Annotated in this window: 27 protein-coding genes, 1 tRNA gene and 1 riboswitch; of the genes, 9 read left to right on the plus strand and 19 right to left on the minus strand. The window is 70.0% G+C overall.

Annotation, left to right across the window (positions count from 1 at the left end; all coding sequences use genetic code 11):
• Positions 1-51: 51 nt before the first annotated feature.
• The 4 genes from ACZ4FH_RS09255 to ACZ4FH_RS09270 all read right to left on the minus strand — a co-directional run bounded on the left by ACZ4FH_RS09255 (position 52) and on the right by ACZ4FH_RS09270 (position 3,502).
• Positions 52-732: a DUF1707 SHOCT-like domain-containing protein gene (locus ACZ4FH_RS09255; RefSeq protein WP_467303556.1), complete on the minus strand. Its 681-nt coding sequence runs from the start codon at positions 730-732 to the stop codon at positions 52-54.
• 102 nt (positions 733-834) lie between these two features.
• Positions 835-1,827: an ABC transporter ATP-binding protein gene (locus ACZ4FH_RS09260; RefSeq protein WP_467303453.1), complete on the minus strand. Its 993-nt coding sequence runs from the start codon at positions 1,825-1,827 to the stop codon at positions 835-837.
• Positions 1,828-1,830: 3 nt separating this feature from the next.
• Positions 1,831-2,709 carry an ABC transporter permease gene (locus ACZ4FH_RS09265; protein ID WP_467303455.1) on the minus strand — a complete coding sequence of 293 codons (879 nt, stop codon included), beginning with the start codon at positions 2,707-2,709 and terminating at the stop codon, positions 1,831-1,833.
• Positions 2,702-3,502: an ABC transporter permease gene (locus tag ACZ4FH_RS09270; RefSeq protein ID WP_467303457.1), complete on the minus strand. Its 801-nt coding sequence runs from the start codon at positions 3,500-3,502 to the stop codon at positions 2,702-2,704. Before ACZ4FH_RS09270 ends, ACZ4FH_RS09265 begins: the two co-directional genes overlap by 8 nt.
• 173 nt (positions 3,503-3,675) lie before the next feature.
• Here ACZ4FH_RS09270 and ACZ4FH_RS09275 point away from each other — a divergent pair, with 173 nt between their 5' ends.
• Positions 3,676-6,102, plus strand: coding sequence for a transglycosylase domain-containing protein (locus ACZ4FH_RS09275; protein WP_467303458.1), 2,427 nt, complete (start codon positions 3,676-3,678; stop codon positions 6,100-6,102).
• A gap of 44 nt (positions 6,103-6,146) precedes the next feature.
• Here the strand turns inward: ACZ4FH_RS09275 and ACZ4FH_RS09280 are convergent, their stop codons facing one another.
• The 3 genes from ACZ4FH_RS09280 to ACZ4FH_RS09290 form a co-directional block, all read right to left on the minus strand.
• Positions 6,147-6,467, minus strand: coding sequence for a DMT family transporter (locus tag ACZ4FH_RS09280; RefSeq protein WP_467303459.1), 321 nt, complete (start codon positions 6,465-6,467; stop codon positions 6,147-6,149).
• 35 nt (positions 6,468-6,502) lie between these two features.
• A riboswitch (guanidine-III (ykkC-III) riboswitch) is annotated at positions 6,503-6,569 on the minus strand.
• Positions 6,570-6,621: 52 nt separating this feature from the next.
• On the minus strand, positions 6,622-6,960 hold the full coding sequence (locus tag ACZ4FH_RS09285; RefSeq protein ID WP_030923137.1) for a GroES family chaperonin: 339 nt from the start codon (positions 6,958-6,960) through the stop codon (positions 6,622-6,624).
• Between the two features lie 99 nt (positions 6,961-7,059).
• Positions 7,060-7,377 (minus strand): DUF3618 domain-containing protein, encoded by a 318-nt coding sequence (locus ACZ4FH_RS09290; protein ID WP_383640742.1) that lies wholly within the window; start codon positions 7,375-7,377, stop codon positions 7,060-7,062.
• 127 nt (positions 7,378-7,504) lie between these two features.
• On the opposite strand from ACZ4FH_RS09290, the gene bcp reads away from it, so the two are divergent.
• The 5 genes from bcp to ACZ4FH_RS09315 all read left to right on the plus strand — a co-directional run bounded on the left by bcp (position 7,505) and on the right by ACZ4FH_RS09315 (position 11,315).
• Positions 7,505-7,972 (plus strand): thioredoxin-dependent thiol peroxidase, encoded by a 468-nt coding sequence (gene bcp / locus ACZ4FH_RS09295; protein ID WP_467303461.1) that lies wholly within the window; start codon positions 7,505-7,507, stop codon positions 7,970-7,972.
• Positions 7,973-8,122: 150 nt separating this feature from the next.
• Positions 8,123-9,619, plus strand: a complete 1,497-nt coding sequence (gene proP / locus ACZ4FH_RS09300; RefSeq protein WP_467303463.1) for a glycine betaine/L-proline transporter ProP — start codon at positions 8,123-8,125, stop codon at positions 9,617-9,619.
• A gap of 601 nt (positions 9,620-10,220) precedes the next feature.
• Complete coding sequence (locus ACZ4FH_RS09305; protein WP_467303465.1) at positions 10,221-10,388, plus strand: hypothetical protein; 168 nt, start codon at positions 10,221-10,223, stop codon at positions 10,386-10,388.
• Positions 10,385-11,227 (plus strand): HNH endonuclease signature motif containing protein, encoded by an 843-nt coding sequence (locus ACZ4FH_RS09310; RefSeq protein WP_467303466.1) that lies wholly within the window; start codon positions 10,385-10,387, stop codon positions 11,225-11,227. Before ACZ4FH_RS09305 ends, ACZ4FH_RS09310 begins: the two co-directional genes overlap by 4 nt.
• A gap of 12 nt (positions 11,228-11,239) precedes the next feature.
• Positions 11,240-11,315 (plus strand) — tRNA-Leu (locus ACZ4FH_RS09315).
• Positions 11,316-11,368: 53 nt separating this feature from the next.
• Here ACZ4FH_RS09315 and rdgB read toward each other — a convergent pair.
• The gene (rdgB, locus tag ACZ4FH_RS09320) at positions 11,369-11,971 is read right to left on the minus strand and encodes an RdgB/HAM1 family non-canonical purine NTP pyrophosphatase (protein WP_467303467.1); all 603 of its coding nucleotides are present in this window, start codon (positions 11,969-11,971) and stop codon (positions 11,369-11,371) included.
• Between the two features lie 38 nt (positions 11,972-12,009).
• Entirely contained in the window at positions 12,010-12,576 is a 567-nt protein-coding gene (locus ACZ4FH_RS09325; protein WP_383640760.1) for a TetR/AcrR family transcriptional regulator, read from the minus strand.
• A 168-nt stretch (positions 12,577-12,744) separates the two neighbouring features.
• Between ACZ4FH_RS09325 and ACZ4FH_RS09330 the strand changes: the two genes are divergently transcribed.
• Positions 12,745-14,349 carry a carboxylesterase/lipase family protein gene (locus ACZ4FH_RS09330; RefSeq protein ID WP_467303469.1) on the plus strand — a complete coding sequence of 535 codons (1,605 nt, stop codon included), beginning with the start codon at positions 12,745-12,747 and terminating at the stop codon, positions 14,347-14,349.
• Between the two features lie 33 nt (positions 14,350-14,382).
• Here the strand turns inward: ACZ4FH_RS09330 and ACZ4FH_RS09335 are convergent, their stop codons facing one another.
• The 3 genes from ACZ4FH_RS09335 to ACZ4FH_RS09345 form a co-directional block, all read right to left on the minus strand.
• Positions 14,383-14,778 (minus strand): hypothetical protein, encoded by a 396-nt coding sequence (locus ACZ4FH_RS09335; protein ID WP_467303470.1) that lies wholly within the window; start codon positions 14,776-14,778, stop codon positions 14,383-14,385.
• A 102-nt stretch (positions 14,779-14,880) separates the two neighbouring features.
• A complete protein-coding gene (rph, locus tag ACZ4FH_RS09340; RefSeq protein WP_467303471.1) occupies positions 14,881-15,618 on the minus strand; it encodes a ribonuclease PH in 738 nt (245 codons plus the stop codon).
• Positions 15,619-15,761: 143 nt separating this feature from the next.
• On the minus strand, positions 15,762-15,995 hold the full coding sequence (locus ACZ4FH_RS09345; protein WP_053729485.1) for a PTS sugar transporter subunit IIB: 234 nt from the start codon (positions 15,993-15,995) through the stop codon (positions 15,762-15,764).
• A gap of 222 nt (positions 15,996-16,217) precedes the next feature.
• Here ACZ4FH_RS09345 and ACZ4FH_RS09350 point away from each other — a divergent pair, with 222 nt between their 5' ends.
• Positions 16,218-17,528, plus strand: a complete 1,311-nt coding sequence (locus ACZ4FH_RS09350) for a PTS transporter subunit EIIC (protein ID WP_467303474.1) — start codon at positions 16,218-16,220, stop codon at positions 17,526-17,528.
• A 264-nt stretch (positions 17,529-17,792) separates the two neighbouring features.
• Positions 17,793-19,043 carry a PTS transporter subunit EIIC gene (locus tag ACZ4FH_RS09355; protein WP_385107688.1) on the plus strand — a complete coding sequence of 417 codons (1,251 nt, stop codon included), beginning with the start codon at positions 17,793-17,795 and terminating at the stop codon, positions 19,041-19,043.
• 89 nt (positions 19,044-19,132) lie between these two features.
• Here ACZ4FH_RS09355 and ACZ4FH_RS09360 read toward each other — a convergent pair whose 3' ends face one another.
• From ACZ4FH_RS09360 to ACZ4FH_RS09390, 7 genes are all read right to left on the minus strand, one after another.
• Entirely contained in the window at positions 19,133-19,885 is a 753-nt protein-coding gene (locus ACZ4FH_RS09360) for an MBL fold metallo-hydrolase (RefSeq protein WP_383640777.1), read from the minus strand.
• 234 nt (positions 19,886-20,119) lie between these two features.
• On the minus strand, positions 20,120-21,070 hold the full coding sequence (locus ACZ4FH_RS09365) for a PLP-dependent cysteine synthase family protein (RefSeq protein WP_383640781.1): 951 nt from the start codon (positions 21,068-21,070) through the stop codon (positions 20,120-20,122).
• Complete coding sequence (locus ACZ4FH_RS09370) at positions 21,070-21,348, minus strand: MoaD/ThiS family protein (RefSeq protein ID WP_385107684.1); 279 nt, start codon at positions 21,346-21,348, stop codon at positions 21,070-21,072. Before ACZ4FH_RS09370 ends, ACZ4FH_RS09365 begins: the two co-directional genes overlap by 1 nt.
• Before the next feature lie 113 nt (positions 21,349-21,461).
• Positions 21,462-21,587, minus strand: a complete 126-nt coding sequence (locus ACZ4FH_RS09375) for a putative leader peptide (RefSeq protein ID WP_383640787.1) — start codon at positions 21,585-21,587, stop codon at positions 21,462-21,464.
• A gap of 133 nt (positions 21,588-21,720) precedes the next feature.
• Positions 21,721-22,152, minus strand: coding sequence for a M67 family metallopeptidase (locus ACZ4FH_RS09380; protein ID WP_467303477.1), 432 nt, complete (start codon positions 22,150-22,152; stop codon positions 21,721-21,723).
• A 77-nt stretch (positions 22,153-22,229) separates the two neighbouring features.
• Entirely contained in the window at positions 22,230-23,672 is a 1,443-nt protein-coding gene (locus ACZ4FH_RS09385) for an amino acid permease (protein ID WP_467303478.1), read from the minus strand.
• Between the two features lie 168 nt (positions 23,673-23,840).
• A complete protein-coding gene (locus tag ACZ4FH_RS09390) occupies positions 23,841-24,425 on the minus strand; it encodes a DUF2017 domain-containing protein (protein WP_467303480.1) in 585 nt (194 codons plus the stop codon).
• Positions 24,426-24,454 lie beyond the last annotated feature (29 nt).

Raw genomic sequence — 24,454 nt, forward strand, 5'->3', positions numbered from 1 at the left:
GGGGCGCGCCCCGACGTAACGCGGACGAGGGGCGCGCCCGGGGCACCGGGCTCAGTAGCTGTCGCCCTTGTCCAGCCGGGGGCGCTCCGCGTCGCGCAGGCGCTGCCGTTCCTCGTTCCGCAGCCGGGCCTTCTCCGTCTTGCTCCGCTTGTGCTCCACGCCGATCCCGCCCATCAGCGCGAGGCCGGTGACCCGGACCCGGGGCGCGTCCGGCGACGGGACGCCCTCGTCCTTCGTCCGCTCGCCGAAACCGCCCATGACGCCGATGCCGCGGACGTCGACGTTCAGCTCCGGCGGCACCGTCACCTGGATGCCGCCCATGATCGCGAAGCAGCGGACGACGATCTCGCGGTCCTCGAAATTGGCCTCGCGCAGATCGATCTCGCCGCCGCCCCACATGGCGAAGGCGGTGAAGACGCGGGGCACCGTCCAGTTCCCCCGGCGGCTGAAGCCACCCCAGAACGCGATCGCCCGCTGCGACGTCGGCTGCCGGCCGATCCGCTCCTGCCAGCGTGCCGCCGAACCGACGCGCTGCGGGCCGGCCGCCGGGGCCGCCGCGCTCCGGCCGGGCGCCGGGAGATCACGGACGAGCGGTTCCAACTCCCCGTGGGTGCGGGCCTTGTAGGCGGCGTCGAGCCGCTGCTCGAACTCCGTCATCTCCAGTCGGCCCTCGGCGACGGCCTCGCGCAGGACCTCGGCGATCCGTTCCCGCTCGGCATCGGAGGCACGCATCTCCGGCAGTTCGCTTGTCATACCGCGCAGCCTATTGAACGGGGCCGCCCCCGTCACCGGCCCCCCACCCGGCCCGGACCCCTGACCAGGCCCCGCACCGGATCAACGGGCGTGCTCCCGGGCGCCGTCGGCGGAGGCGTACATCCGCGCGATCACGGACTCGATGTCCGGCTCGCGCACCGACAGGTCCATCAGCGGATACTCCGCCGCGATCCGTGCCACCAGCGGAGCCGCCGAGGCGGAGGCCGGGAACGCCAGCCACTGACGGACGCCCTCCACCTTCACCGTACGCACCGAGGGCTCCGACTCCAGCCGGATCGGCGGCAGTTCACGGGCCAGGTCGACCACGAGGACCCGCTCGCTCTCCCCCGCCTCGTGCAGCCCGTCGAGCCCGCCGTCATACATCAGCCGCCCGTGGTCGATCACCATCACCCGCCGGCACAGCTGCTCGATATCGGTCAGATCATGCGTGGTCAGCAGCACCGTGGTGCCCCGCTCGGCGTTCAACTCCCGCAGGAATCCCCGCACCTTGGCCTTGGAGATCACATCGAGGCCGATCGTCGGCTCGTCCAGGTACAGCACCTCCGGATCGTGCAGCAGCGCCGCCGCGATGTCACCGCGCATCCGCTGCCCCAGCGAAAGCTGCCGCACCGGCACGTCCAACAGCTCACCCAGGTCCAGCAGTTCGACACACCGGTCCAGATTGGCGCGGAACCGCGCGTCGGGGATCCGGTACATCCGGTGGACCAGCCGGTACGAGTCCCGCAGCGGCAGGTCCCACCACAGCGTGGTGCGCTGCCCGAACACCACCCCGATCCGGCGCGCCAGCCGGGTCCGCTCCCGGGAGGGGTCGATGCCCGCCACCCGCAGCGTGCCGCCGCTCGGGGTGAGGATCCCGGTCAGCATTTTGATCGTCGTCGACTTGCCCGCCCCGTTCGGACCGATGTAGCCGACCATCTCGCCGCGCGCCACCCGGAAGCCGATCCCGTCCACGGCCCGCACCTCCCGGCGCTCGCCCCGCAGCAGCCCGGTGCGCCGCCGCACCGTGAACACCTTCTCCACATCCACGAGTTCGATGAAGTCCTCGTCCACCACGCCTCAGCTCCCCGTACTCCGGTACGACCGCAACCCCGCCCGCCACGCCAGCCCGGCGAGCACCCAGCACACCCCCGCCACCAGCGGCGGCAGGAACGCCACCCACCGCGGCAGATCCAGCGGATAGTCCCGCCCCAGCACATACAGCGCCGGCAGCCAGTTCACGAACGCCAGCGGCACCACGAACGTCACCCCGCGCACCAGATCCGCCGCGAACACCGACGGCGGGTACTGGAGCAGCGTCGCTCCCCCGTACGTGAAGGAGTTCTGCACCTGCGAGGCGTCCTGGGCGACGAACTGGAACGCCGCCCCGGCCGTGAACACCGCCCCGAAGATCGCCGCCCCGCTGACCAGCATCAACGGCAGCAGCACCGCCTTCGCCGGCGTCCAGTCGATGTCCAGCGCCACCAGCGCGTAGCCGAGCACCAGCACCCCCTGGGTGACCCGGCCCAGCCTTCGCAGCGCGAACCGGTCCGCCGCCACCTGCGCCAGCACCGGCACCGGCCGCACCAGCAGGGTGTCCAGCGTGCCGTCCCTGACCCGGCGGCCCAGCCGGTCCACCGAACCCATCAGCAGGTCCGCCAGCCCGAAGGACGTACCGGCCGCCCCGTACAGCAGCGCGATCTCCGGCAGCGTGAAACCGCCCAGCACGTCGACGTGCGAGAACATCAGCACGATCGTCACGAAGTCGAAGGCCGTGACCGCGAAGTTCGCGGCCGCCGTCATCAGGAACGACGCCCGGTACGCCATCGTCGAGCGCATCCACATCGCCACGATCAGCCCGTACGCCCGCACCCCCTCGGCCGCCCTCGACCACGGCGCACCCGCGTCCGGCACCGGGTCCACGACCACCACGCCCGGAACGTCCACCGGCTCAGCCACCCTGGACCACCACCCGGCGCGTCGCCACCGACTGGAGCGCCCGGCCCGCCAGCAGCAGCGCCACCGCCCAGCCGGCCTGGAAGGCGTACACCCGCAGCAGACCGGCGCCCGTGTGCTTGCCGAGGAACACATCGGCCGGGACCTGGAGCATCGCCGACCACGGCAGCGCCCGCGCGATCTCGCCGAGCAGCCCCGGGAACAGGTTCAGCGGCAGCAGCATCCCCGAGAAGAACAGCCCCGCCAGGAACGAGACCTGCGCCGCGCCCGCCCCGTCCATCAGCCAGAACGCCGACAGCGCCACCAGATAGCGGATCGCGAAACTCACCACGACCCCCAGCGCCACCGCGACCAGGAACGCCGCCCAGGTCCACACCGACCCGGGCAGCGCCAGCTCGAAGGCCAGCGAACCGACCGCCATCGGCACCACACCGCGCCCCAGCAGATGGAAGGCCGCCCGGCCCATGTCGCCCGACAGCCACCACAGTTGGAGATCGACCGGCCGGTAGAGATCGACCGCCACATCGCCCGTACGGATGCGCTCGATCAGCTCCTCCTCGAAACCGCCGCCCATCATCACGCACGTCATCAGCAGCGCCTGGCCCAGCCACACATAGGTGAGCGCCTGCGCCATGTCGTACCCGCCGAGATGCGGCCGCTCGTCCCACAGCGCCTCGTACGTATAGGCCAGGATGAAACCGAAGACGGTGTTGGTGAACACCCCCGCCGCCGTCTCGATCCGGTACGTGGCATGCCGCCGGAACCCGCCCGCCGCCACCACCGCGTACACCCGCACCCGCACCACCGCCCCGCATCCGGGATGCCCCGCACCGTGCGGACACCAAAGCGCAGGACTCTAGTGCGCCCCAACCCGCCGCCGCGACCGCTTTTCGAAGGTTGATCCGGGGGTTATTCCATAGAAAAGGGCACTATGGGGGAACTGACCGAGGCCGAGGAGTCCGCACCGACATGAGCGACGAGCCACAGCAGCAGAACGGGGAGCCCGAGCCCCGGGGCTGGCCCCCCAGGGACCTGCCTGCCGACGCCGCCGCCTCCGCCGGGCAGGACGCCCCGGCCGGCGGCCCGCCCGGCGCGGCCCCACCGGACGGGACGAAGCCGAAGAAGGCGAAGCGCCCCAGGCGCACCGGCTGGCGGCGGGCGATCCCCACCTGGCGCATGGTCCTCGGCGGCGTCCTCCTCATCGCCCTGCTCCTCATCGGCGGCTTCATCGCCGGCTACCAGCTCGTCGACATCCCGCCCGCCAACGCCAGCGCCACCGCCCAGTCCAACGTCTACCTCTACAAGGACGGCAGCGTCATCGCCCGCGACGGCGAGGTCAACCGCGAGAACGTCCGCCTCGCCCAGGTCCCCCTCACCGTCCAGCACGCCGTCCTCGCCGCCGAGGACCGCGACTTCTACTCCGAACGCGCCATCGACATCAAGGCGATGTTCCGCGCCGGCTGGAACACCCTCACCGGCAAGGGCAAACAGGGCGGATCCACCATCACCCAGCAGTACGTCAAGAACTACTACCTGGGCCAGGAACAGACCGTCGGCCGCAAGATCAAGGAATTCTTCATCGCGATCAAGCTCAACCGCGAACAGTCCAAGAGCCAGATCTTCGAGGGCTACCTCAACACCAGCTACTTCGGCCGCAACGCCTACGGCATCCAGGCCGCCGCCCAGGCCTACTACAGCAAGGACATCGGCGACATCACCACCGCCGAGGGCGCCTACCTCGCCTCCCTGCTCAACGCCCCCAGCGCCTACGACGTCGTCACCCACCCCGAGAACAGGCCCGCCGCCCTCGCCCGCTGGAACTACGTCCTCAACGGCATGGTCAAGGAGGACTGGCTCGACGAGGCGACCCGCGCCACCCTGACCTTCCCGACGCCCGGAGCAGTGAAGCCCGCCAACAGCCTCTCCGGACAACGCGGATACATCGTCCAGGCCGTCGAGGACTACCTCGTCGACAACAACATCCTCGACGCCAAGACCCTCGCCACCCGCGGCTACCGCATCACCACCACCCTGGAGAAGAAGAAACAGGACGCCCTCGTCTCCGCCGTCGACGCCAACGTCCTGTCCAAGACCTCCACCGACCGCAAGGCCGACCGCAACGTCCGCGTCGGCGGCACCTCCATCGACCCCGCCACCGGCCGCGTCCTCGCCATGTACGGCGGCATCGACTACACCCGGCAGTACGTCAACAACGCCACCCGCCGCGACTACCAGGTCGGCTCCACCTTCAAGCCCTTCGTCTTCACCTCCGCCGTCGCCCACGACTCCACCACCCAGGACGGCCGCCGCATCACCCCCAGCACCATCTACGACGGCACCAACAAGCGCATGGTCCAGGGCCCGAACGGCCCCACCGGATACGACCCCGCCAACGAGGACGACGTCAGCTACGGCCCCATCACCGTCCGCACCGCCACCGACAAGTCCGTCAACGCCGTCTACGCCCAGATGGCCGAGGACGTCGGCCCCGACAAGGTCCGCTCCACCGCCGTCGACCTCGGCATCCCCAAGGACACCCCCGACCTCACCGCCTCCCCCTCCATCGCCCTCGGCCCCGCCACCGCGAGCGTCCTCGACCTCACCGAGGCCTACGCCACCCTCGCCAACCACGGCAGGCACACCCCCCACACCCTCGTCGAGAAGGTCACCAAGGACGGCGAGAGCGTCGGCCTCCCCGCCCGGCCCACCACCCGGGCCGTCACCCGCGAGGCCGCCGACACCACCACCTCGATCCTGCGCAGCGTCGTCGACGGCGGCACCGGCACCGCCGCCCAGGGCGCGGGCCGCCCCGCCGCCGGCAAGACCGGCACCGCCGAGGAGGACCGCGCCGCCTGGTTCGCCGGCTACACCCCCGGCCTCGCCACCGTCATCGCCGTCATGGGCCAGGACCCCGACACCGGCTCCCAGGAATCCCTCTACGGCGCGCTCGGCCTGCCCCGTATCAACGGCGGCGGCGCACCCGCCCAGACCTGGGCCACCTACACCGCGGCCGCCCTGCGCGGCACCCCCGTACAGAACTTCGACCTCGACCTGGAGAGCGGCACCGACGAGACCGAACTCCCCAGCGAACAGGACACCGCGCCCGGCGACACCGGCCGCCCCACCCGCGGCCCGACCAGCACCGCCCCCCACACCCCCTCCCGCACCCCGCCCACCTCACCCGCCGCCCCGCCGAGCACCCCCGGCACCACCGACACCCCGCCCGGAGGCACCACGGACGGCGGCACCGGAGGCGAGGGCGACGGCGGAACGGACGGAGGCGGTGACGGCGGAGGAGACGGCGGAGACGGAGGCGGCGACGGAGGCGTCTTCGAGGGCCCCCACGGCACCCGCGCCCCCAGCCCGGCACTCCCACGGCCCGCCGCGCACCGATGACAGGCGGACGGGGACGGAGACGGAGGACGAGGGCGGGGACGGGGTCAGTGACCCGACGTGGCCTTCAGCCCCACCACGGCCACCAGCAGCAGACACACGAAGAAGATCCGGGCCGCGGTCGCCGGCTCGTTCAGCACCACCATGCCCAACACGGCCGCACCGGCCGCACCGATCCCGACCCACACCCCGTACGCCGTACCGATCGGCAGCGTCTTCGCCGCCTGCGACAGCAACACCATGCTGGCCACGATCCCCAGCCCCGTGAACACACTCGGCCACAGCCGGGTGAACCCCTCGGTGTACTTCATCCCGATCGACCAGGCCACTTCGAGCAGACCAGCGACCACCAGCAGAACCCACGCCATGACGGCACCTCCGACCACAGAACACGCGGACAACGGGTGCGTCGTCTTTGCGGAAACCCGGTACGGCGCGTCTCGTCGGGGGTCACCCCACCGTAGCAAAGAACAGGCAAAGGGCCTGGTGACACCGGTCACCAGGCCCTTCACCCGTTCACACCTACAGATACAGCCCCGTGGAATCCACCGAACCCTCGAAACGGTCCGCCGCCACCGCGTGCAGATCCCGCTCCCGCATCAGCACGTACGCCACCCCCCGCACCTCGACCTCGGCACGGTCCTCGGGGTCGTACAGCACCCGGTCCCCGGGCTCCACGGTCCGCACGTTCTGCCCCACCGCGACCACCACCGCCCAGGCCAGCCGCCGGCCGACCGCGGCCGTCGCCGGAATCAGGATGCCGCCCCCGGAACGCCGCTCGCCCTCAGGCGTGTCGGACCGGACCAGCACACGGTCGTGCAGCATCCGGATGGGCAGCTTGTCGTCGGTGTTCTCACTCACGCCCCGCAACCTACCCGCCCACCCGCCCACCGCGCGCCGGAGGGGGTGACGCGGGGCCCGGACGGAGGCCACCCCGGAACGGACGAGCGAGAACCCCCGTCAACGCCGCTTCCGCCGCGACACCACCAGCAGCCCCACCACACCGGCCGCCACCAGCGCCACCGGCACCACCCGCTCCAGACGCGGCGCACCGTCCTCCGTCACGAACTGCGCCTTCACGTCCGACACCGTCCGGTTCACCGCCACGAACGCCCGCCCGGCCGTCCGGTCCACCGCCTGGGCGGCCCGCGCCTTCGCATCGCCCATGATCGTCTTCGGGTGCACCCGCACCCCGATCTCGTCGAGGACCACCGCGAGCTGCTCACGCCGGCTGATGATGTCCGCCTCGATCTGCGCAGGGGTCCTGGTATCCGACACCGCGCCGCCTCCATGGTCGTCGTCCGGTAAACCTTCATCGACAGTCTGTCAGCTCCACCGCCCCCGCACCCGGCGGCACCCCCGTTACGCTCGGTCCCGTACACCCCGCATGCCCCGAAGGAGAACCATGAGCGAGCGACTCCAGCCCGGCGACACCGCCCCCGCCTTCACCCTCCCCGACGCCGACGGCAACGAGGTCTCGCTCGCGGACCACAAGGGCCGCAAGGTCATCGTCTACTTCTACCCGCGCGCCCTCACCCCCGGCTGCACCAAGCAGGCCTGCGACTTCACCGACAACCTCGACGTCCTCGCCGCCGCCGGCTACGACGTCATCGGCGTCTCCCCCGACAAGCCGGAGAAACTCGCCAAGTTCCGCGAGGAGGAGAACCTCAAGGTCACCCTCGTCGCCGACCCCGACAAGACCACCCTGGAGGCCTACGGCGCCTTCGGCGAGAAGAAGAACTACGGAAAGACGATCATGGGCGTCATCCGCTCCACGATCGTCGTCGACGAGAACGGCAAGGTCGAGCACGCCTTCTACAACGTCAAGGCCACCGGCCACGTAGCCAAGATCATCAGGGACCTCGGCATCTGACCGCCCCGCCCGCCGCACCACCACCCGGGGATTGGGCCGAACGGCCGAAACCATGTGAGGGACATCCCAATCCCCGGGCCGATGGGTTTGCGCCCGCCACCTTCGCGCAGAAGCCTTTCCTGGAACACCCACCGAGGAAAGGACCCGGCCATGGCGGCCTCCGACCCCCACCAGGCGGCCGACCCCGAAGCGGTCAAACGCCACCCCGCCCTCTTCCGCGCCATCCGCAAGCGCCGGAACCCCAGGCTGCGCCGCTCCGACATCACCATCACGGACGACCAGGCGGTGAAGAGGGCCGTCAAGGCGGCCTCGCTCGGCAACGCCATGGAGTGGTTCGACTTCGGCATCTACTCCTATCTGGCCGCCACCCTGGGTCATGTCTTCTTCCCGTCCGGGAACGACACGACCCAGCTCCTCTCCTCCTTCGCCACCTTCGCCGTCGCCTTCCTCGTCCGCCCCCTCGGCGGGATGTTCTTCGGCCCCATGGGCGACAAGATCGGCCGCAAGAAGGTCCTCGCCCTCACGATGATCATGATGGCGATCGGCACCTTCGCGATCGGCGTCATCCCCTCCCACGACGCCATCGGCATCTGGGCACCCGTCCTGCTGATCTTCTTCCGCATGCTCCAGGGCTTCTCCACCGGCGGCGAGTACGGCGGCGCCTCCACCTTCATCGCCGAATACGCCCCCGACAAACGGCGCGGCTACTTCGGCAGCTTCCTGGAATTCGGCACCCTGGCCGGCTACGTCGGCGCGGCGGGCCTGGTCACCGCCCTGTACGCCCTCCTCAACGACGCCCAGATGGAGTCCTGGGGCTGGCGCGTCCCCTTCCTCGTCGCCGGCCCCCTCGGCCTCGTCGGCCTCTACCTCCGGCTCCGCCTCGACGAGACCCCCGCCTTCCAGAAACTGGAGGGCGGCACCGCGCACGCCACCGAGGCGGCGGACGGCGTCGAGACCACGGCCAAGGGCGACCTCGCGAGGATCTTCCGCGAGTACTGGCCGACGCTCATCCTCTGCATCTGCCTGGTCGGCGCGTACAACATCACCGACTACATGCTGCTCTCCTACATGCCGACCTATCTCTCCGACGAGCTCGGCTACAGCGAGACCCACGGTCTGCTCATCCTGCTCGGCGTCATGGTCGCCCTGATGCTGATCATCAACCAGGTCGGCAAGCTCTCCGACCACTTCGGCCGCAAGCCCCTCCTGATGACCGGCATGCTCGGCTTCCTCGTCCTCTCCCTCCCCGCCTTCCTCCTGATCCGCCAGGGCAGCATCCCCGCCATCATCATCGGCATGTCGATGCTCGGCCTCTCCCTGGTCTGCATGCTCGGCACCATGTCCGCCGCCCTCCCCGCCCTCTTCCCGACGAACGTCCGCTACGGCTCCCTCTCCGTCGGCTACAACCTGTCGGCGTCGATCTTCGGCGGCACGACCCCCCTCGTCATCACCGCCCTCATCAGCTGGTCCGGCACCAACCTCATGCCCGCCTACTACGCCATGGCGGCGGCGCTGGTCGGCGTGATCGCGGTGGCCTGCATGAAGGAAACCGCCAACCGCCCCCTCGCCGGCTCCCCGCCCTCCGTCGAAACCCCCGAGGAAGCGGAAGAACTGGTGGCCTCCCAGACACCGGACCCGAAGTTCTGATCCCCTCCGCCCCCGGCCCGTACGACTTCCCCGGAAGCGGTATGGGCCGTTCCTCATCTTGTCGGATATCGGACGTGACCCTCCGCCGAGCGGTTCGTTGATCCGTACGAGGCTGCGAACGGGTGGCCGGATGCGGAGGGGAACGTTGCCGGGTCGCTATACGCGCGAACTGCTCGAAGAGGCGGCGCGCCAGACGACGAACACTCACGATGCCGTGCGCTGGTGCGGGGGAACGCCTACGCCGGGAAGCAGAAGCTACCTACGGAGGAAAATGACGGAGTGGGACATAGACATCTCTCACTTCACATCGAAACGAACACGCCACAGCGAGGCACGGCTCCGCCAGGCCGTCAGCGAGTCCACCAGTCTCAAGGACGTGCTCCGCCACTTGGGCATCAGCCCCGTCGGCGGAAACCACACCCACATCAGCCGCCGGATCGCCGCATGGGGAATCCCCACCACCCATTTCGCCGCGCCCGCCCGGCGCGCGGGCAGGCCCCGGGAAGACCTGCTCGTACTGAACGCCCCTGAGCACGGGCGCACCCCCGGCGGACGCCTCCGACGCGCTCTCATCGCTCTCGGGAGGGCCGAGGCATGCGCAATGTGCGGGATCTCCACCACCTGGAACAACCGGCCACTCCAGCTCCAGGTGGACCACGAGAACGGAGACTGGTGGGACAACCGCCAGGAGAATCTGCGCTTCCTCTGCCCCAACTGCCATTCCGTCACCGACACCTACCGTGGCCGCAAGCGGCGGACCGCCTCATGACCCGGCCTCGCTACACCGGCGAACTGCTGGCCCAGAAGGCTTCCGAGGCGGGCAGCCTCGTCGACCTGATGCGTCGGCTCGGTACACCCCTGACCCGGAGCGAACTGCGCTATCTGCGCATCAGGCTTGAGCACTACGGAATCGACTGCGCGCATTTCACGGACGAGCGGTTGCCTCGACGGGTGCCCCGTACGTACACGCGGGAGGCGCTCAGCGAGGCGGCGGCCCGCTCCCACAGCATCCGCGACATGTTCGACCATCTGGGTGTCGTGCCCTACGACAGCCTCTACGCGCATATCGCCCGAAAGCTCGATGCCTTCCAGATCGATGTCTCCCATTTCGGCCGGCCGGTCAGCCGGCGAGGCGCTCCGCTCTTCCCCAGAGAGGAACTGACCACAGCGGTAAGGAGGTCACGCGGTATGGCAGGAGTACTGCGGGCACTGGGACTGCACCCGTCCAGCGGAGCGGCACGAGCCAGGGCCATGCGCAGCATTGCGGCGTACGGGCTCTCCACCGAGCACTTCGTCGGCCAGGGGCACAACGCCGGCCGCCCTTCCCCGTACCGGAAGGACGCTGCGGAGATTCTTCGCAGGTTGTCCCCCGGATCACCGCGCACGAAGACGGTGCTGCTGCGACGGGCCCTGGACGAATCCGGAGCACCTCGGAAGTGCGAGGCCTGCGGTCTGGGAACCGTGTGGCAGGGCAGGCGTCTCGTCCTGGAGATCGATCACATCAACGGTGACCGACTCGACAACCGCCGGGAGAATCTGCGGTACCTCTGCCCCTCGTGCCACAGCCAGACGGCAACCTTCTCGAAGCGGCGAGCCCCCGCACAGTAGAGTGAGGCGCGCGGGTCCGTACCCCAGCTGGCCAAGAGGGCGCCGGTTTAGGTCCGGTGTGTCGTGGGTTCGAGTCCCACCGGGCCCACAGACATGAGGAGGCTGTCACCTTCATTTCGAAGGTGACAGCCTCCTCGTGTCTCACCCCACCAGTTCCCGCACCACCGGCACCAGGGCCCGGAACGCCTTGCCGCGGTGGCTGATGGCGTTCTTCTCGGCGGCGGTCAGTTCGGCGCAGGTACGGGTTTCGCCGTCGGGCTGGAGGATCGGGTCGTAGCCGAAGCCGCCGGTGCCGGCGGGGGTGTGGCGGAGGGTGCCGGTGAGGCGGCCCTCGACGACGCGTTCGGTGCCGTCGGGGAGGGCGAGGGCGGCGGCGCAGGCGAAGTGGGCGGCGCGGTGGGGGGTGTCGATGTCGGAGAGCTGGGCGAGGAGGAGGTCCAGGTTGGCCCGGTCGTCGCCGTGGGTGCCGGACCAGCGGGCCGAGAAGATGCCGGGGGCGCCGCCGAGGACGTCGACGCAGAGGCCGGAGTCGTCGGCGATGGCGGGGTGGCCGGTGGCGCGGGCGAGGGCGTGGGCCTTGAGGAGGGCGTTCTCGGCGAAGGTGACGCCGGTCTCCTTGACGTCGGGGATCTCCGGGTAGGCGTCCGCGCCGACGAGTTCGTGGGTGAGTCCGGCGTCGGCGAGGATCGCGTGGAGTTCGGTGATCTTCCCGGCGTTGCGGGTGGCGAGGATGAGACGGGTCATGGCTCGATTATCGCCGCGCCGGGAGCACGGGCCGCGCCTCAGGGCTCCTCGGGGAGGCGGGCGGCGAGGGCGCGGATGCCCGCGAGGACCTCGTCGGCGGTGGGGGCGGAGTCCGGGTCGGTGAGGTGCTGCATCATCAGGCCGCTGACCAGGGCGAGTTGGACGGATCCGAGGGTGCGGACGGTGTCCTCGGAGAGTTCGGCCTCGGGGGTTCCGGTGATCTCGCGGGCCATGCCGCTGCGGCCCTGACGCAGGCCGGCGGCCATCTGTTCGCGGAGTGCGGGGTCGCGCTGGGCGCGCAGGACGGTCTCCAGGTTGGCGAGCCAGAAGGTCTTGTTGGCGGAGAAGGCCTCGATGAGGCGGTGCCAGAGCGCGGCCGGGTCGTCGCTTTCGGCGGGTGGTCCGAAGGCCCGGTCGCCGGTGTCGAGGGCTTCGAAGAGTGCCTGGTTGAGCAGGGCTTCCTTGGATCCGAAGTGGTAGCCGATGGCGGCCATGCTGACGCCCGCCGCGGTGGCGAGGTCGCGGACCGTGGTGCGTTCGTACCCCTTCTCGAAGAGGCACTGCCTGGCGGCTTCCAGCAGTTTTTCCCGGTTTCCGGTTCCCATGGCGCGGATCGTAGCAAGGGGTGTGCGGACGTGCCAGGCGATCGCCTGAGACGAGCGCATGAAATGAACGCATGAGGCGATCGCCTTGAACAAGCGTATTGCACAACTGCCCAATTCCTGGCTAGCGTTGACGCGTCGAACCGATCACGTCGCTTCCGGGGAGTCCCGATGTCCGTCATCTCGTCACGTATCGCCGCTCTCGCCGCCTCCGCCGCCGCCGCGGCGCTGACCGCCACCGCCCTGGCGGCCGGGCCCGCCGTCGCGCGGCCGGCCGGTCCGGCCGCCGCCGCGCCGGTCCGGGTGGTCACCGGGGAGGGGCCGGTCCTCGGCTCGGCCGCCGGTGCGGTGCGGACGTTCCAGGGGATTCCGTACGCGGCCCCGCCCACCGGCGAGCGCCGGTGGAAGAAGCCGCAGCCGGTGCGGCCCTGGTCGGCGACGCTGGACGCCCGCGCCCCGCGCGGCGCGTGTGCGCAGCCGACGGACCAGCCGATCGCGATCGCGGGCGGGGGCGGCGAGGACTGTCTGTATCTGAACGTCACGACCCCGGCGCGGCGGCCGGTGCGGCCGTTGCCGGTGATCGTGTGGATCCACGGCGGGAGCTTCACGTACGGGGACGGCGCGAGCTACGGCGCGGCGAAGCTGGCGGCGGCGCGGCAGGGTGCGGTGGTGGTGACGGTGAACTACCGGCTGGGGGTGTTCGGTTTCCTGTCGGCTCCGGGGCTGGACGCTTCGGCCGATCTGGGGCTGCTGGACCAGCAGGCGGCGTTGCGGTGGGTGGCGCGGAACGCGGGTGCCTTCGGCGGTGATCCCCGGAATGTGACGCTCATGGGGCAGTCGGGCGGTGGGTACAGCGTGTGTGCGCAGTTGGTGTCGCCGGGGGCGCGGGGGCTGTTCGACAGGGCGATCGTGCAGAGCGCGGGGTGTGTGGGGCCGGACGGTTCGTTCACTCGGGAGCAGGCGGAGGAGACGGGGAAGGCGGTCGTGGAGGCGTCGGGGTGCGGTGGGCCGGGGGCGGTGGAGGCGTGTCTGCGGGGCAGGTCCACGGAGGAGCTGGTGGGGGCGTCGGTGGCGGGGCACGACGGGTTCCGGCCGGTGGTGGACGGTGAGGTGCTGCCGGAGTCGCCGGCGGAGGCGATCGCGGCGGGGCGGTTCGCGCGGGTGCCGGTGCTGCACGGTTCGACGCGGGACGAGATGAGCGGGCTTGCGGGTCTCGACGAGATCATGACGGGGCGTCCGATGACCGCGGAGGGGTACGAGGAGCAGGTGCGGAGGCGGTTCGGGGCGGATGCCCCGGCGGTGCTGGCGGAGTATCCGGTGGGGCGGTACGCGGCGCCGGGGGCGGCGTGGTCGGCGGTGCTGACGGACGCGGAGTGGTCGGTGGCGGCGCTGCGGACGCAGCGGGCGCTGGCGCGTCGCACGTCGGTGTACGCGTACGAGTTCGCGGAGGAGTCGGCTCCGTATTTCCGGGGGGTGCCGCGGCCGGCGAGTTTCCCGTTGGGGACGGGGCACATGGTCGATCTGGCGTATCTCTTCGAGAACGGGCTGTTCGAGCCGTTGGACGCGGCGCAGTCGGGGCTGTCGGACACGGTGGTCGGGTACTGGAGCCGGTTCGCAGCGACGGGTCGGGTGAACGGTGCGGGGCTGCCGCGGTGGGAGCCGTTCTCGGGCGGTGACGGTTATGTGCAGCGGCTGGCGTCGGGGGCGGTGGGGCGGACCGATTTCGCGGCGGGTCACCACTGTGTGTTCTGGGAGGGGCTGTCCGCCGCCCGTTGAGTGGCGGGCGGCGGGGTGGCGCGGCCGGGGTCGTCAGGGGGTGCAGACCTTGCCGATCTCGGCGGCGGCGTCGGTGACGGGGGTGATGTCGGGGGTGTTGTCGCCCTTGTCGATGGCGTCGCGGACGTTGCCGATGCCGGTGCCGAGGTCGTCGACGGCCTTGCCGAGGTCGGCGTTGTCGGTGGTGTCGCCGAGGTTGTCGATCTCCTTCTCGATCTCGTCGAGGGATTCGGAGGCCTGGGTGGGGTCGCTGGAGGCGTTGGCGACGGCCTGTTGGAGGTTGTCGACGCTGGTGGCGATGGCGTCGGCGGTGCGGACGCAGTCGAGGGTCTTGTCGAGGGCGCCGCAGCCGGCCGCGGTGGTGGCGGCGAGGAGTGCGGCGGCGAGGGCCAGTGCGGTGCGGCGGTGACGTCGGTGGCGTACGGCCATGGTGGGTCCCTCCCCGGGTGCGGATACGCGGACGGGCGCACGGTTTCGACTCCGTGCGCCCGTATGCGTATCGACGCCGTGCGGGGGGACTTGGTTGCTTCGTTACGCGCCGAGGGTGCGGGCGAGGGCGTCGCTCTGGAGGGCGGCGAGGTCGGCGCAGCCGGCGGTGGCGAGGTCGAGGAGAGCGTTGAGTTCGTCGCGGTCGAAGGGTTCGGCCTCGGCGGTGCCCTGGATCTCGACGAAGCGGCCGTCGCCGGTGCAGACGACGTTCATGTCGGTCTCGGCGCGGACGTCCTCCTCGTAGCAGAGGTCGAGGAGGGGGGTGCCGTCGACGATGCCGACGCTGACGGCGGCGACGGTGCCGGTGAGGGGCTTGCGGCCGGCCTTGATGATCTTCTTGCCCTGGGCCCAGGCGATGGCGTCGGCGAGGGCGACGTAGGCGCCGGTGATGGCGGCGGTGCGGGTGCCGCCGTCGGCCTGGAGGACGTCGCAGTCGAGGACGACGGTGTTCTCGCCGAGGGCCTTGTAGTCGATGACGGCGCGCAGGGAGCGGCCGATGAGGCGGCTGATCTCGTGGGTGCGGCCGCCGATCTTGCCGCGGACGGATTCGCGGTCGCCGCGGGTGTTGGTGGAGCGGGGGAGCATGGAGTATTCGGCGGTGACCCAGCCCTCGCCGCTGCCCTTGCGCCAGCGCGGGACGCCCTCGGTGACGGAGGCGGTGCAGAGGACCTTGGTGTCGCCGAAGGAGACGAGGACGGATCCTTCGGCGTGCTTGCTCCATCCGCGTTCGATGGTGACGGGGCGGAGCTGTTCGGGGGTGCGGCCGTCGATACGAGACATGGCGTCGACCCTATCGGGTGTGCGGCGGTGTCCCGGCCGGTGCGGCGGGGGTGCGGGTAGGGGTGGGACGCCGCAGGCCCCGTCCGGGTGGGAGGGGCCTGCGGGGGTGCCGGCCGGTGGGCTCGGCGGGGTTCAGCGGTGGGTCACATCATGTCTTCGATGTCGGCGGCGATGGGGTCGGCGTCGGTGCCGATGACGACCTGGACGGCGGTGCCCATCTTGACGACGCCGTGGGCGCCGGCGGCCTTGAGCGCGGCTTCGTCGACCTTGCTCGGGTCGATGACCTCGGTGCGCAGGCGCGTGATGCAGCCCTCGACCTCTTCGATGTTCTCGATTCCGCCGAGCCCGGCGACGATCTTCTCAGCCTTGCTGGCCATGGCCTTCTCCCTGGGTTTTCACGAACATGCGACGGCCCACCATGGGTCCGTTTCGTCACGGTAACGCACGGTTGGCCCAACTTCGCGAGCGAGTAGCCGCACCGTCACCCATGCTGACGATCACCGGCGCCCTGTCTTCCGGGCGGGCTCCGCACCGTACCGCAACTGGTCTACACCAGTCTGCGACAACCGCCAAATATGGCCCGATCCGGGAGGACGCCGATGAGCGCGAGCAGCGCAGCGATCCCTCAGAAGACCTGGTGGAACAGCTTCTTCCAGGGTCTCCAGAAGATGGGCCGCAGTCTTCAGCTGCCGATCGCCGTGCTGCCGGCGGCCGGCATCCTCAACCGGCTCGGCCAGCCGGACGTGTTCGGCGACGACGGCCTCGGCTGGAACAACATCGCCAAGGTCTTCGCGGCGGCGGGCGGCGCGCTGCTCGACTCCGGGCTCGGTCTGCCGCTGCTGTTCTGCGTCGGTGTCGCGATCGGCATGGCGAAGAAGGCGGACGGCTCGACGGCCCTGGCGGCCGTGGCCGGATTCCTCGTCTACTACGCGGTGCTGCACGCCTTCCCGGTGGACTGCGACAAGGGCTCGACCTTCGTGTCGGGCGGCGTCTGGTTCGGTACGTGTGTGGCGGGCGACGCGACGGTGACCCCGGCGGCGTACCAGAACCCCGGGGTCTTCGGCGGCATCGTCATGGGTCTGATGGCGGCGTGGTTCTGGCAGCGGTACCACCGGGTGAAGCTGGTGGACTGGCTCGGATTCTTCAACGGCCGCCGGCTCGTCCCGATCATCATGGCCTTCGTGGGCCTGCTCTTCGCCGGGCTCTGCGCCTGGGTGTGGCAGCCCATCGGTGACGGTCTGACCAGCTTCTCGAAGTGGCTGGTGGACCTGAACTGGCTCGGCTCGGGCATCTTCGGTATCGCCAACCGCGCCCTGCTGGTGATCGGCATGCACCAGTTCCTGAACACCTTCGTCTGGTTCCAGTTCGGCGACTACACCAAGCCGGACGGGACGGTCGTCCACGGTGACATCAACCGCTTCCTGGCCGGGGACCCCACGGCCGGCCAGTTCACCTCGGGCTTCTTCCCGATCATGATGTTCGCGCTGCCGGCGGCGGCGCTGGCGATCTACCACTGCGCGAAACCGCATCGCCGCAAGGCGGTCGGCGGCATGATGGTCTCGGTCGGCCTGACCTCGTTCGTGACGGGAATCACGGAGCCCATCGAGTACTCGTTCCTGTTCGTGGCACCCCTGCTGTACGCGATCCACGCGGTGCTCACCGGTGTCTCCATGGCGGTCACCTGGGCGATCGGGGTGAAGGACGGCTTCAGCTTCTCGGCCGGTCTGATCGACTACGTCATCAACTGGAGTCTGGCGACGAAACCATGGCTGATCATCCCGATCGGTCTGGCCTTCGCGGTCGTCTATTACGCGATCTTCCGGTTCGCGATCACCAAATTCAATCTCCAGACGCCGGGCCGCGAGCCCGACGAACTGGAGGAGGAGATCGAGAAGAACCTCACGAAGTAGCTGTTCCACGGGGTGTTCACCCCGTCTCGCCAAGGCCCCCGGACCCTGCGGTCCGGGGGCCTTCGGCATGTCACTGTGCGTGGACGATGGCTACTGCGAAGTAGTCGGAAATTGCAGGTTCCTTATCTAACCCTCACCGTGCTACAACTGGTCTACACCACTCAGTGGTCCAGACCACGCGATGCCTGCGCCTCGCGTCTTCCAGGTCGTCGCCCACCCCAAACACCCTGTCCCCGGCGGCGCCTTGTCTACTGGAGGAAGTTGATGAGTACGGCCACCGCTACGGCGGCCCCCGCGAAGAAGCGGGGCTCCGGCCTGTTCCAGGGCCTGCAGAAGGTGGGTCGCAGCCTGCAGCTGCCCATCGCCGTGCTGCCCGCAGCCGGCATCATGGTGCGGCTGGGCCAGGACGACATCTTCGGCAAGGACGGTCTCGGCTGGGACAAGGTCGCCGCCGTCTTCGGCAACGCGGGCGGTGCCATCACCGGCAGCCTGCCGATCCTGTTCTGCATAGGCGTGGCCATCGGCTTCGCCAAGAAGGCCGACGGCTCGACGGCGCTCGCCGCGCTCGTCGGTTTCCTCGTCTACAGCAAGGTCCTGCAGGCCTTCCCGGTCACCGAGGCGGTGATCCAGAAGGGCGCGGACACCGCGGCCACGTACAACGATCCCGGCGTGCTCGGCGGCATCATCATGGGTCTGCTCTCCGCGGTCCTGTGGCAGAAGTTCCACCGCACCAAGCTGGTCGACTGGCTCGGCTTCTTCAACGGCCGCCGGCTCGTCCCGATCATCATGGCCTTCGTCGGCGTCGTCGTCGGTGTCTTCTTCGGCCTCGTCTGGGAGCCGATCGGTGACGGCATCTCCAACTTCGGTGAGTGGATGACCGGCCTCGGCTCCGGCGGCGCCGCCCTGTTCGGTGGCGTCAACCGCGCGCTGATCCCGATCGGCATGCACCAGTTCGTGAACACGGTCGCCTGGTTCCAGCTCGGTGACTTCACCAACTCGGCCGGCGAGGTCGTCCACGGTGACATCACCCGCTTCCTGGCCGGTGACCCGAGCGCCGGCATGTTCCAGTCCGGCTTCTTCCCGATCATGATGTTCGGCCTGCCGGCCGCCGCGATCGCCATGGCGCACTGCGCCCGCCCCGAGCGCCGCAAGGCCGTGATGGGCATGATGGTCTCCCTGGCCCTGACCTCGTTCGTCACCGGTGTGACCGAGCCGATCGAGTTCTCGTTCATGTTCATCGCGCCGGTCCTGTACGTCCTGCACGCGGTGCTGACCGCCGTCTCGATGGCCGTCACCTGGGGCCTGGGCGTCCACGCGGGCTTCAACTTCTCGGCCGGGTTCATCGACTACGCCCTGAACTGGACCCACGCCACGAAGCCCTGGATGATCATCCCGATCGGTCTGGTCTTCGGAGTCATCTACTACGTGACGTTCCGCTTCGCGATCATCAAGTTCAACCTCACCACCCCGGGCCGCGAGCCCGAGGAGGAGATCGAGGACCTGACCAAGGCGTAAGCCCCCGGCCGGTCCCCCGACAGACCGAAGCCCTCACCTGCCCGGCGGCAGGTGAGGGCTTCGTCGTGCGGGCGGAGAAGGGGACGTGCTCAGATCTCGTAGACCGCGCCCGGGACCGCCAGCTCCGACGGGCCGTCGAACACCTCGCGGGCATCGGCCAGATTCCGGTCGGCGTCGGTCCACGGCGGGATGTGGGTGAGCACCAGCCGGCCCACCTCCGCGCGGGCGGCCAGCTCACCGGCCTGGCGGCCGTTCAGATGGAGGTCGGGGATGTCCTCCTTGCCGTGCAGGAACGATGCCTCGCAGAGGAAGAGATCGGCCCCCTCCGCCAGCTCGTCCAGCGCCTCGCAGGGTCCGGTGTCGCCGGAGTACGTGAGCGAGCGGCCGCCGTGCTCGACGCGGATCCCGAAGGTGTCCACGGGGTGGCAGAGCTTCTCCGTACGCACCGAGAAGGGGCCGATGTCGAACGAGCCGGGCTTGAGCGTGTGGAAGTCGAAGACCTCGCCCATCGCGTGCTCGGAGGGGGTGTCGGCGTGTGCGGTGGTCAGCCGCGCCTCCGTGCCCTCGGGGCCGTACACCGGGATGCGCGACGGCCGCGTACCACTGTTCGGGTAGTAGCGGACGACGAAGTACGCGCACATGTCGATGCAGTGGTCGGCGTGCAGATGGCTGAGGAAGATGGCGTCGAGGTCGTACAGACCGACATGGCGCTGCAGCTCGCCCAGGGCGCCGTTGCCCATGTCGAGGAGCAGCCTGAAGCCGTCGGCCTCTACGAGGTAGCTCGAACATGCCGATCCCGTGGAAGGGAACGAGCCGGAGCAGCCGACGACGGTGAGCTTCATGGAGCGTGAACCTCCGAAACGTGGGAACGGGAGGGTTCGTGCGTGGAACGGGTTCGTCGAGCGTAAGGCGCGCGGCACCCCGTCGCTCCTTCGGGGCGTGCCGTTGTGGGGGAACTCACCTGTGCTGTCACCGGTTCGATGGAAGCCCGCCGTGCGCCGGGGCGCGGAACGGCGGACGCCGGGGGCCCGGACCGTGTCGGTCGCGGGCCCCCGGCGTCCGGGGGTGTGCTCGGCTCAGGCCCAGAGCTGGCCGTGGAGCGTTTCGATGGCGGCCTCCGTCGTGGGCGCGGTGTAGACGCCCGTCGAGAGGTACTTCCATCCGCCGTCGGCGACGACGAAGACGATGTCGGCCGACTCGCCGGCCTTGACCGCCTTCTTCCCGACGCCGATGGCGGCGTGCAGCGCGGCGCCGGTGGAGACGCCGGCGAAGATGCCCTCCTGCTGGAGCAGTTCGCGGGTGCGGGTGACGGCGTCCGCGGAGCCCACCGAGAAGCGGGTGGTGAGGACGGAGGCGTCGTACAGCTCGGGGACGAAGCCCTCGTCGAGGTTGCGCAGGCCGTAGACCAGGTCGTCGTAGCGCGGCTCGGCGGCGACGATCTGAATGCCGTCGACGCGTTCGCGCAGATAGCGGCCGACGCCCATCAGGGTGCCGGTGGTGCCGAGCCCGGCGACGAAGTGGGTGACGGACGGGAGGTCGGCGAGGATCTCCGGACCGGTGGTGGCGTAGTGCGCGCCCGCGTTGTCCGGGTTGCCGTACTGGTAGAGCATGACCCAGTCCGGATGCTCGGCGGCCAGCTCCTTGGCGACGCGGACGGCGGTGTTGGAGCCGCCGGCGGCCGGGGAGGAGATGATCTCGGCGCCCCACATGGCGAGCAGGTCGCGGCGCTCCTGGGAGGTGTTCTCCGGCATCACGCAGACGATGCGGTAGCCCTTGAGCTTGGCCGCCATGGCGAGCGAGATGCCGGTGTTGCCGCTGGTGGGTTCGAGGATGGTGCAGCCGGGGGTGAGCCGGCCGTCCTTCTCGGCCTGCTCCACCATGTGGAGCGCCGGGCGGTCCTTGATCGAGCCGGTGGGGTTGCGGTCCTCCAGCTTGGCCCAGATGCGGACGTCGTCCGACGGTGACAGCCGCGGCAGGCGGACGAGCGGGGTGTTGCCCACTGCGGCGAGCGGGCTGTCATAGCGCATCAGTTCATGCCGCCGGCGACGGCCGGGAGGATCGTGACGCTGTCGCCGTCGCTGAGCTTGGTGGAGATGCCGTCGAGGAAGCGGACGTCCTCGTCGTTGAGGTAGACGTTGACGAAGCGGCGGAGCTGTTCGCCGTCGACGATGCGCTCCCGGATGCCGGTGTGGCGGCTCTCCAGGTCGGTGAAGAGCTCGGCGAGGGTGTCCCCGGTGCCTTCGACGGCCTTCGCGCCGTCGGTGTAGGTGCGGAGGATGGTCGGGATGCGGACCTCGATGGCCATGGCATGGGCTCCTGTCGAAGCGGAGAGGTGGCGTGGGCGCGCGGCTCTGCCCCCGCGCGGGGGTCGGTGCGTGAAGGACGGCGCCCGGTGGGCGGGGCCGTGTCCCGGCCTGCTCAGCCCTCGCGGCCGGCGGTCCGGTCGTACGTACAGATCGCGCTCGCGAGTCGGCACAGGTCGACGTGCAGGCGCGCCACGAGCAGCATGCCCGGCGTCTTGTCGCTCACGTCAGGGAGAACCATGCGCTCATCGTATCGATTCCCGGTGCCGGATTCGGAATGTGATCTCACCTGGTGGATGTCTGGTGTTCGACAGGTGGACAGGGCCGCCGTGGGCGGCCCTGTCCGGGGTCTGCGGAGGGGGTGGTGCCGGGGGTCAGGACGCGGGGTGGGCGTCGACGACCCGGACCTCCTCCTCGGTGATCTCGCCGTCCACGATGCGGTAGGAGCGGAACTGGAAGGGTCCGGCGTCGTCGGTGTCGGCGGTGGAGACGAGGACGTAGTGGGCGCCCGGCTCGTTGGCGTAGGTGACGTCGGTGCGCGAGGGGTAGGCCTCGGTCGCCGTGTGCGAGTGGTAGACGATCACGGGTTCCTCGTCGCGGTCGTCCATCTCGCGGTAGAGCTTGAGGAGGTCGGAGGAGTCGAACTCGTAGAACGTGGGCGAGCGGGCGGCGTTGAGCATCGGGATGAAGCGCTCGGGGCGGCCGGTCCCGGCGGGCCCGGCGACCACGCCGCACGCCTCGTCGGGGTGGTCGGCGCGGGAGTGCGCGACGATCTGGTCGTACAGCGCCTGGGTGATGGTCAGCATGGCGCCCAGGATAGGAGACGGGCGCCCGCGTACCGAGGCGTGGTACGCGGGCGCCCGCATGGTGGGACGAGGGTGTCTCAGCGGCCGGTGAAGGCCTTGCCGCGCGGGTCGCGGGCCCGGAGGACCAGGTAGGAGACGCCGAGGAGCAGGGCCCAGAGCGGGGCGCAGTAGAGCGAGATCCTGGTGTCCTCGTCGATGCCCATCATGACGATCACGACGCCGATGAAGGCGAGGGCGAGGACGCTGGTGTACGGGGCGCCGGGGGTCCGGAACGGGGAGGCCGGCAGGAGGCCGCGGTCGGCGAGGCGGCGGTAGCGGAGCTGGCTGACCAGGATCATGATCCAGGCCCACATGCCGGAGATGGTGGCGAAGGAGACGACGTAGGTGAAGGCGTCGCCGGGCCACTGGTAGTTGATCCAGACGCCGACGAGCATCAGGGCGGCGGAGAAGGTGGTGCCGATGAGGGGGGTGCCGCCCGGGGTCAGCCGGATGAAGAGGGCGGGGCCCTGTCCGTTGAGCGCGAGGTCGCGGAGCATGCGGCCGGTGGAGTACATGCCGGAGTTGCAGGAGGAGAGCGCGGCGGTCAGCACGACGAAGTTGACGATGCCGGCGCCGAGGCCGAGGCCCATCCTCTCGAAGGCCTCGACGAACGGGGAGACGTCCGGGGAGAACTCCGTCCAGGGCACCACGGACAGGATCATGACCAGGGCGCCGACGTAGAAGACGGCGATGCGCCACGGCACGGTGTTGATGGCCCTGGGCAGGACGGTCGCCGGGTTCTCGGCCTCGCCCGCGGTGACGCCGACGAGTTCGACGGCGAGGAAGGCGAACATGACGATCTGGAGCGTCATCAGGGTGCCCTTGACGCCGTGCGGGAAGAATCCGCCGTCGGCCCAGAGGTGGCCGAGGGAGGCGGTGTCGCCGGCGTCGGAGAAGCCGAGGGTCAGGATGCCGGCGCAGATGAGGATCATGCCGACGATGGCGGTGACCTTGACCATGGAGAACCAGAATTCGAGCTCTCCGAAGACTTTGACGGAGATGAGGTTCGCGCCGTAGAGCAGGACGGTGAAGGCGAGCGCGGAGACCCATTGCGGGAGCGCGAACCAGAAGGTCATGTACTGGGCGGCGGCGGTGACTTCGGTGATCCCGGTGACGACCCAGAAGAGCCAGTAGGTCCAGCCGGTGACGAATCCCGCGAAGGGGCCGACGAATTCGCGGGCGTACTCGGAGAAGGAGCCCGAGACCGGGCGGTACATGAGGAGTTCGCCCAGGGCCCGCATGATGAGGAAGATCACCAGACCGGCCACGGCGTAGGCCAGGACGAGGCTGGGTCCGGCCTTGGCGATGGCCTTGCCCGCGCCGAGGAAGAGTCCGGTGCCGATGGCTCCGCCGATGGCGATCATCTGGATCTGGCGGGCGCCGAGGGCTCTGCGGTAGCCCTCGGCGGGCGCGGCGGTGTCCGGGGCGGACGCGGGGTGCGGACCGTCCGGGCCCTGGTCGTCGATCTGCGCCGATGTCATGGGCGTACCCGCCTTTCTCCATGATTGCGGCGAGCAGTATGGAGCGCGCGGCACGGAAAAAGGCGGATAAAAGGCCCGGTTGCGGGAAGAGTGACTTATCAGGTGAGAGGACCGCGTTCCGGCTTGCGGGAACGCGGTCGGCGTGCATGGGAGCCCGAAGAGGCAGCCCTACGGCATCAGCGTCTCGATGAGGGTCTCCTGGAGGCCACCGAGCCAGAGGTAGGCCATCACCATGGGCTTGCGCGGATCGCTGTCCGGCAGCCGGTAGAGGGAGCCCTCCTGGCCGTCGTCCTCGTCGGAGACCTCCAGCCGGGTGCCGATGGTGAGCCGGAGGTCGTTGAGGGAGCCCAGCCACTGCCGGCAGCCTTCGGCGTCGAGGGTGAGGACGGCCCCTCCGTCCCCGTCCGGGGTCAGCGCGTCCAGCGAACGGACCACCGCGAGGGCGTCGTCGCGCTTGCGGGTGCGCAGGTCGTTCTCGGTGAAGCGGCGGAACTCGGCGGAGGCCGCGCGCAGTTCGCTGTCCTCGTCGCCGTAGGCCTCGGGGAAGAGGCGGGCGAGGGCGGGGTCGGAGGGCGGCTCGCTGGGTCCCTCGGCGAAGAGCGCGGCGAGCGGGTCCTCGCCGTCGGCGGGCGCGTCGCCGGGGCCGATGAGCTCCAGCAGCTGGACGGCGAGGGAGCGCAGGATCGCGATCTCCACCTCGTCGAGCGCGACGGCCGCGCCGCCGCCGGGGGTGGCCTCGAAGTGGCCGGCCATGGGTTGACTCCGATGGTGGTCGGGCGGGT

The organism is Streptomyces sp. NPDC024555 (genome assembly GCF_055559335.1).

Bases quoted from the DNA above. Each gene is read 5' to 3' on its own strand.
- ACZ4FH_RS09255 (WP_467303556.1), bottom strand. From the start codon at position 732: ATGCGTGCCTCCGATGCCGAGCGGGAACGGATCGCCGAGGTCCTGCGC.
- ACZ4FH_RS09275 (WP_467303458.1), top strand. From the start codon at position 3,676: ATGAGCGACGAGCCACAGCAGCAGAACGGGGAGCCCGAGCCCCGGGGC.
- ACZ4FH_RS09280 (WP_467303459.1), bottom strand. From the start codon at position 6,467: ATGGCGTGGGTTCTGCTGGTGGTCGCTGGTCTGCTCGAAGTGGCCTGG.
- bcp (WP_467303461.1), top strand. From the start codon at position 7,505: ATGAGCGAGCGACTCCAGCCCGGCGACACCGCCCCCGCCTTCACCCTC.
- proP (WP_467303463.1), top strand. From the start codon at position 8,123: ATGGCGGCCTCCGACCCCCACCAGGCGGCCGACCCCGAAGCGGTCAAA.
- ACZ4FH_RS09305 (WP_467303465.1), top strand. From the start codon at position 10,221: ATGTGCGGGATCTCCACCACCTGGAACAACCGGCCACTCCAGCTCCAG.
- ACZ4FH_RS09310 (WP_467303466.1), top strand. From the start codon at position 10,385: ATGACCCGGCCTCGCTACACCGGCGAACTGCTGGCCCAGAAGGCTTCC.
- rdgB (WP_467303467.1), bottom strand. From the start codon at position 11,971: ATGACCCGTCTCATCCTCGCCACCCGCAACGCCGGGAAGATCACCGAA.
- ACZ4FH_RS09325 (WP_383640760.1), bottom strand. From the start codon at position 12,576: ATGGGAACCGGAAACCGGGAAAAACTGCTGGAAGCCGCCAGGCAGTGC.
- ACZ4FH_RS09330 (WP_467303469.1), top strand. From the start codon at position 12,745: ATGTCCGTCATCTCGTCACGTATCGCCGCTCTCGCCGCCTCCGCCGCC.
- ACZ4FH_RS09335 (WP_467303470.1), bottom strand. From the start codon at position 14,778: ATGGCCGTACGCCACCGACGTCACCGCCGCACCGCACTGGCCCTCGCC.
- rph (WP_467303471.1), bottom strand. From the start codon at position 15,618: ATGTCTCGTATCGACGGCCGCACCCCCGAACAGCTCCGCCCCGTCACC.
- ACZ4FH_RS09345 (WP_053729485.1), bottom strand. From the start codon at position 15,995: ATGGCCAGCAAGGCTGAGAAGATCGTCGCCGGGCTCGGCGGAATCGAG.
- ACZ4FH_RS09350 (WP_467303474.1), top strand. From the start codon at position 16,218: ATGAGCGCGAGCAGCGCAGCGATCCCTCAGAAGACCTGGTGGAACAGC.
- ACZ4FH_RS09355 (WP_385107688.1), top strand. From the start codon at position 17,793: ATGAGTACGGCCACCGCTACGGCGGCCCCCGCGAAGAAGCGGGGCTCC.
- ACZ4FH_RS09360 (WP_383640777.1), bottom strand. From the start codon at position 19,885: ATGAAGCTCACCGTCGTCGGCTGCTCCGGCTCGTTCCCTTCCACGGGA.
- ACZ4FH_RS09365 (WP_383640781.1), bottom strand. From the start codon at position 21,070: ATGCGCTATGACAGCCCGCTCGCCGCAGTGGGCAACACCCCGCTCGTC.
- ACZ4FH_RS09370 (WP_385107684.1), bottom strand. From the start codon at position 21,348: ATGGCCATCGAGGTCCGCATCCCGACCATCCTCCGCACCTACACCGAC.
- ACZ4FH_RS09375 (WP_383640787.1), bottom strand. From the start codon at position 21,587: ATGGTTCTCCCTGACGTGAGCGACAAGACGCCGGGCATGCTGCTCGTG.
- ACZ4FH_RS09380 (WP_467303477.1), bottom strand. From the start codon at position 22,152: ATGCTGACCATCACCCAGGCGCTGTACGACCAGATCGTCGCGCACTCC.
- ACZ4FH_RS09385 (WP_467303478.1), bottom strand. From the start codon at position 23,672: ATGACATCGGCGCAGATCGACGACCAGGGCCCGGACGGTCCGCACCCC.
- ACZ4FH_RS09390 (WP_467303480.1), bottom strand. From the start codon at position 24,425: ATGGCCGGCCACTTCGAGGCCACCCCCGGCGGCGGCGCGGCCGTCGCG.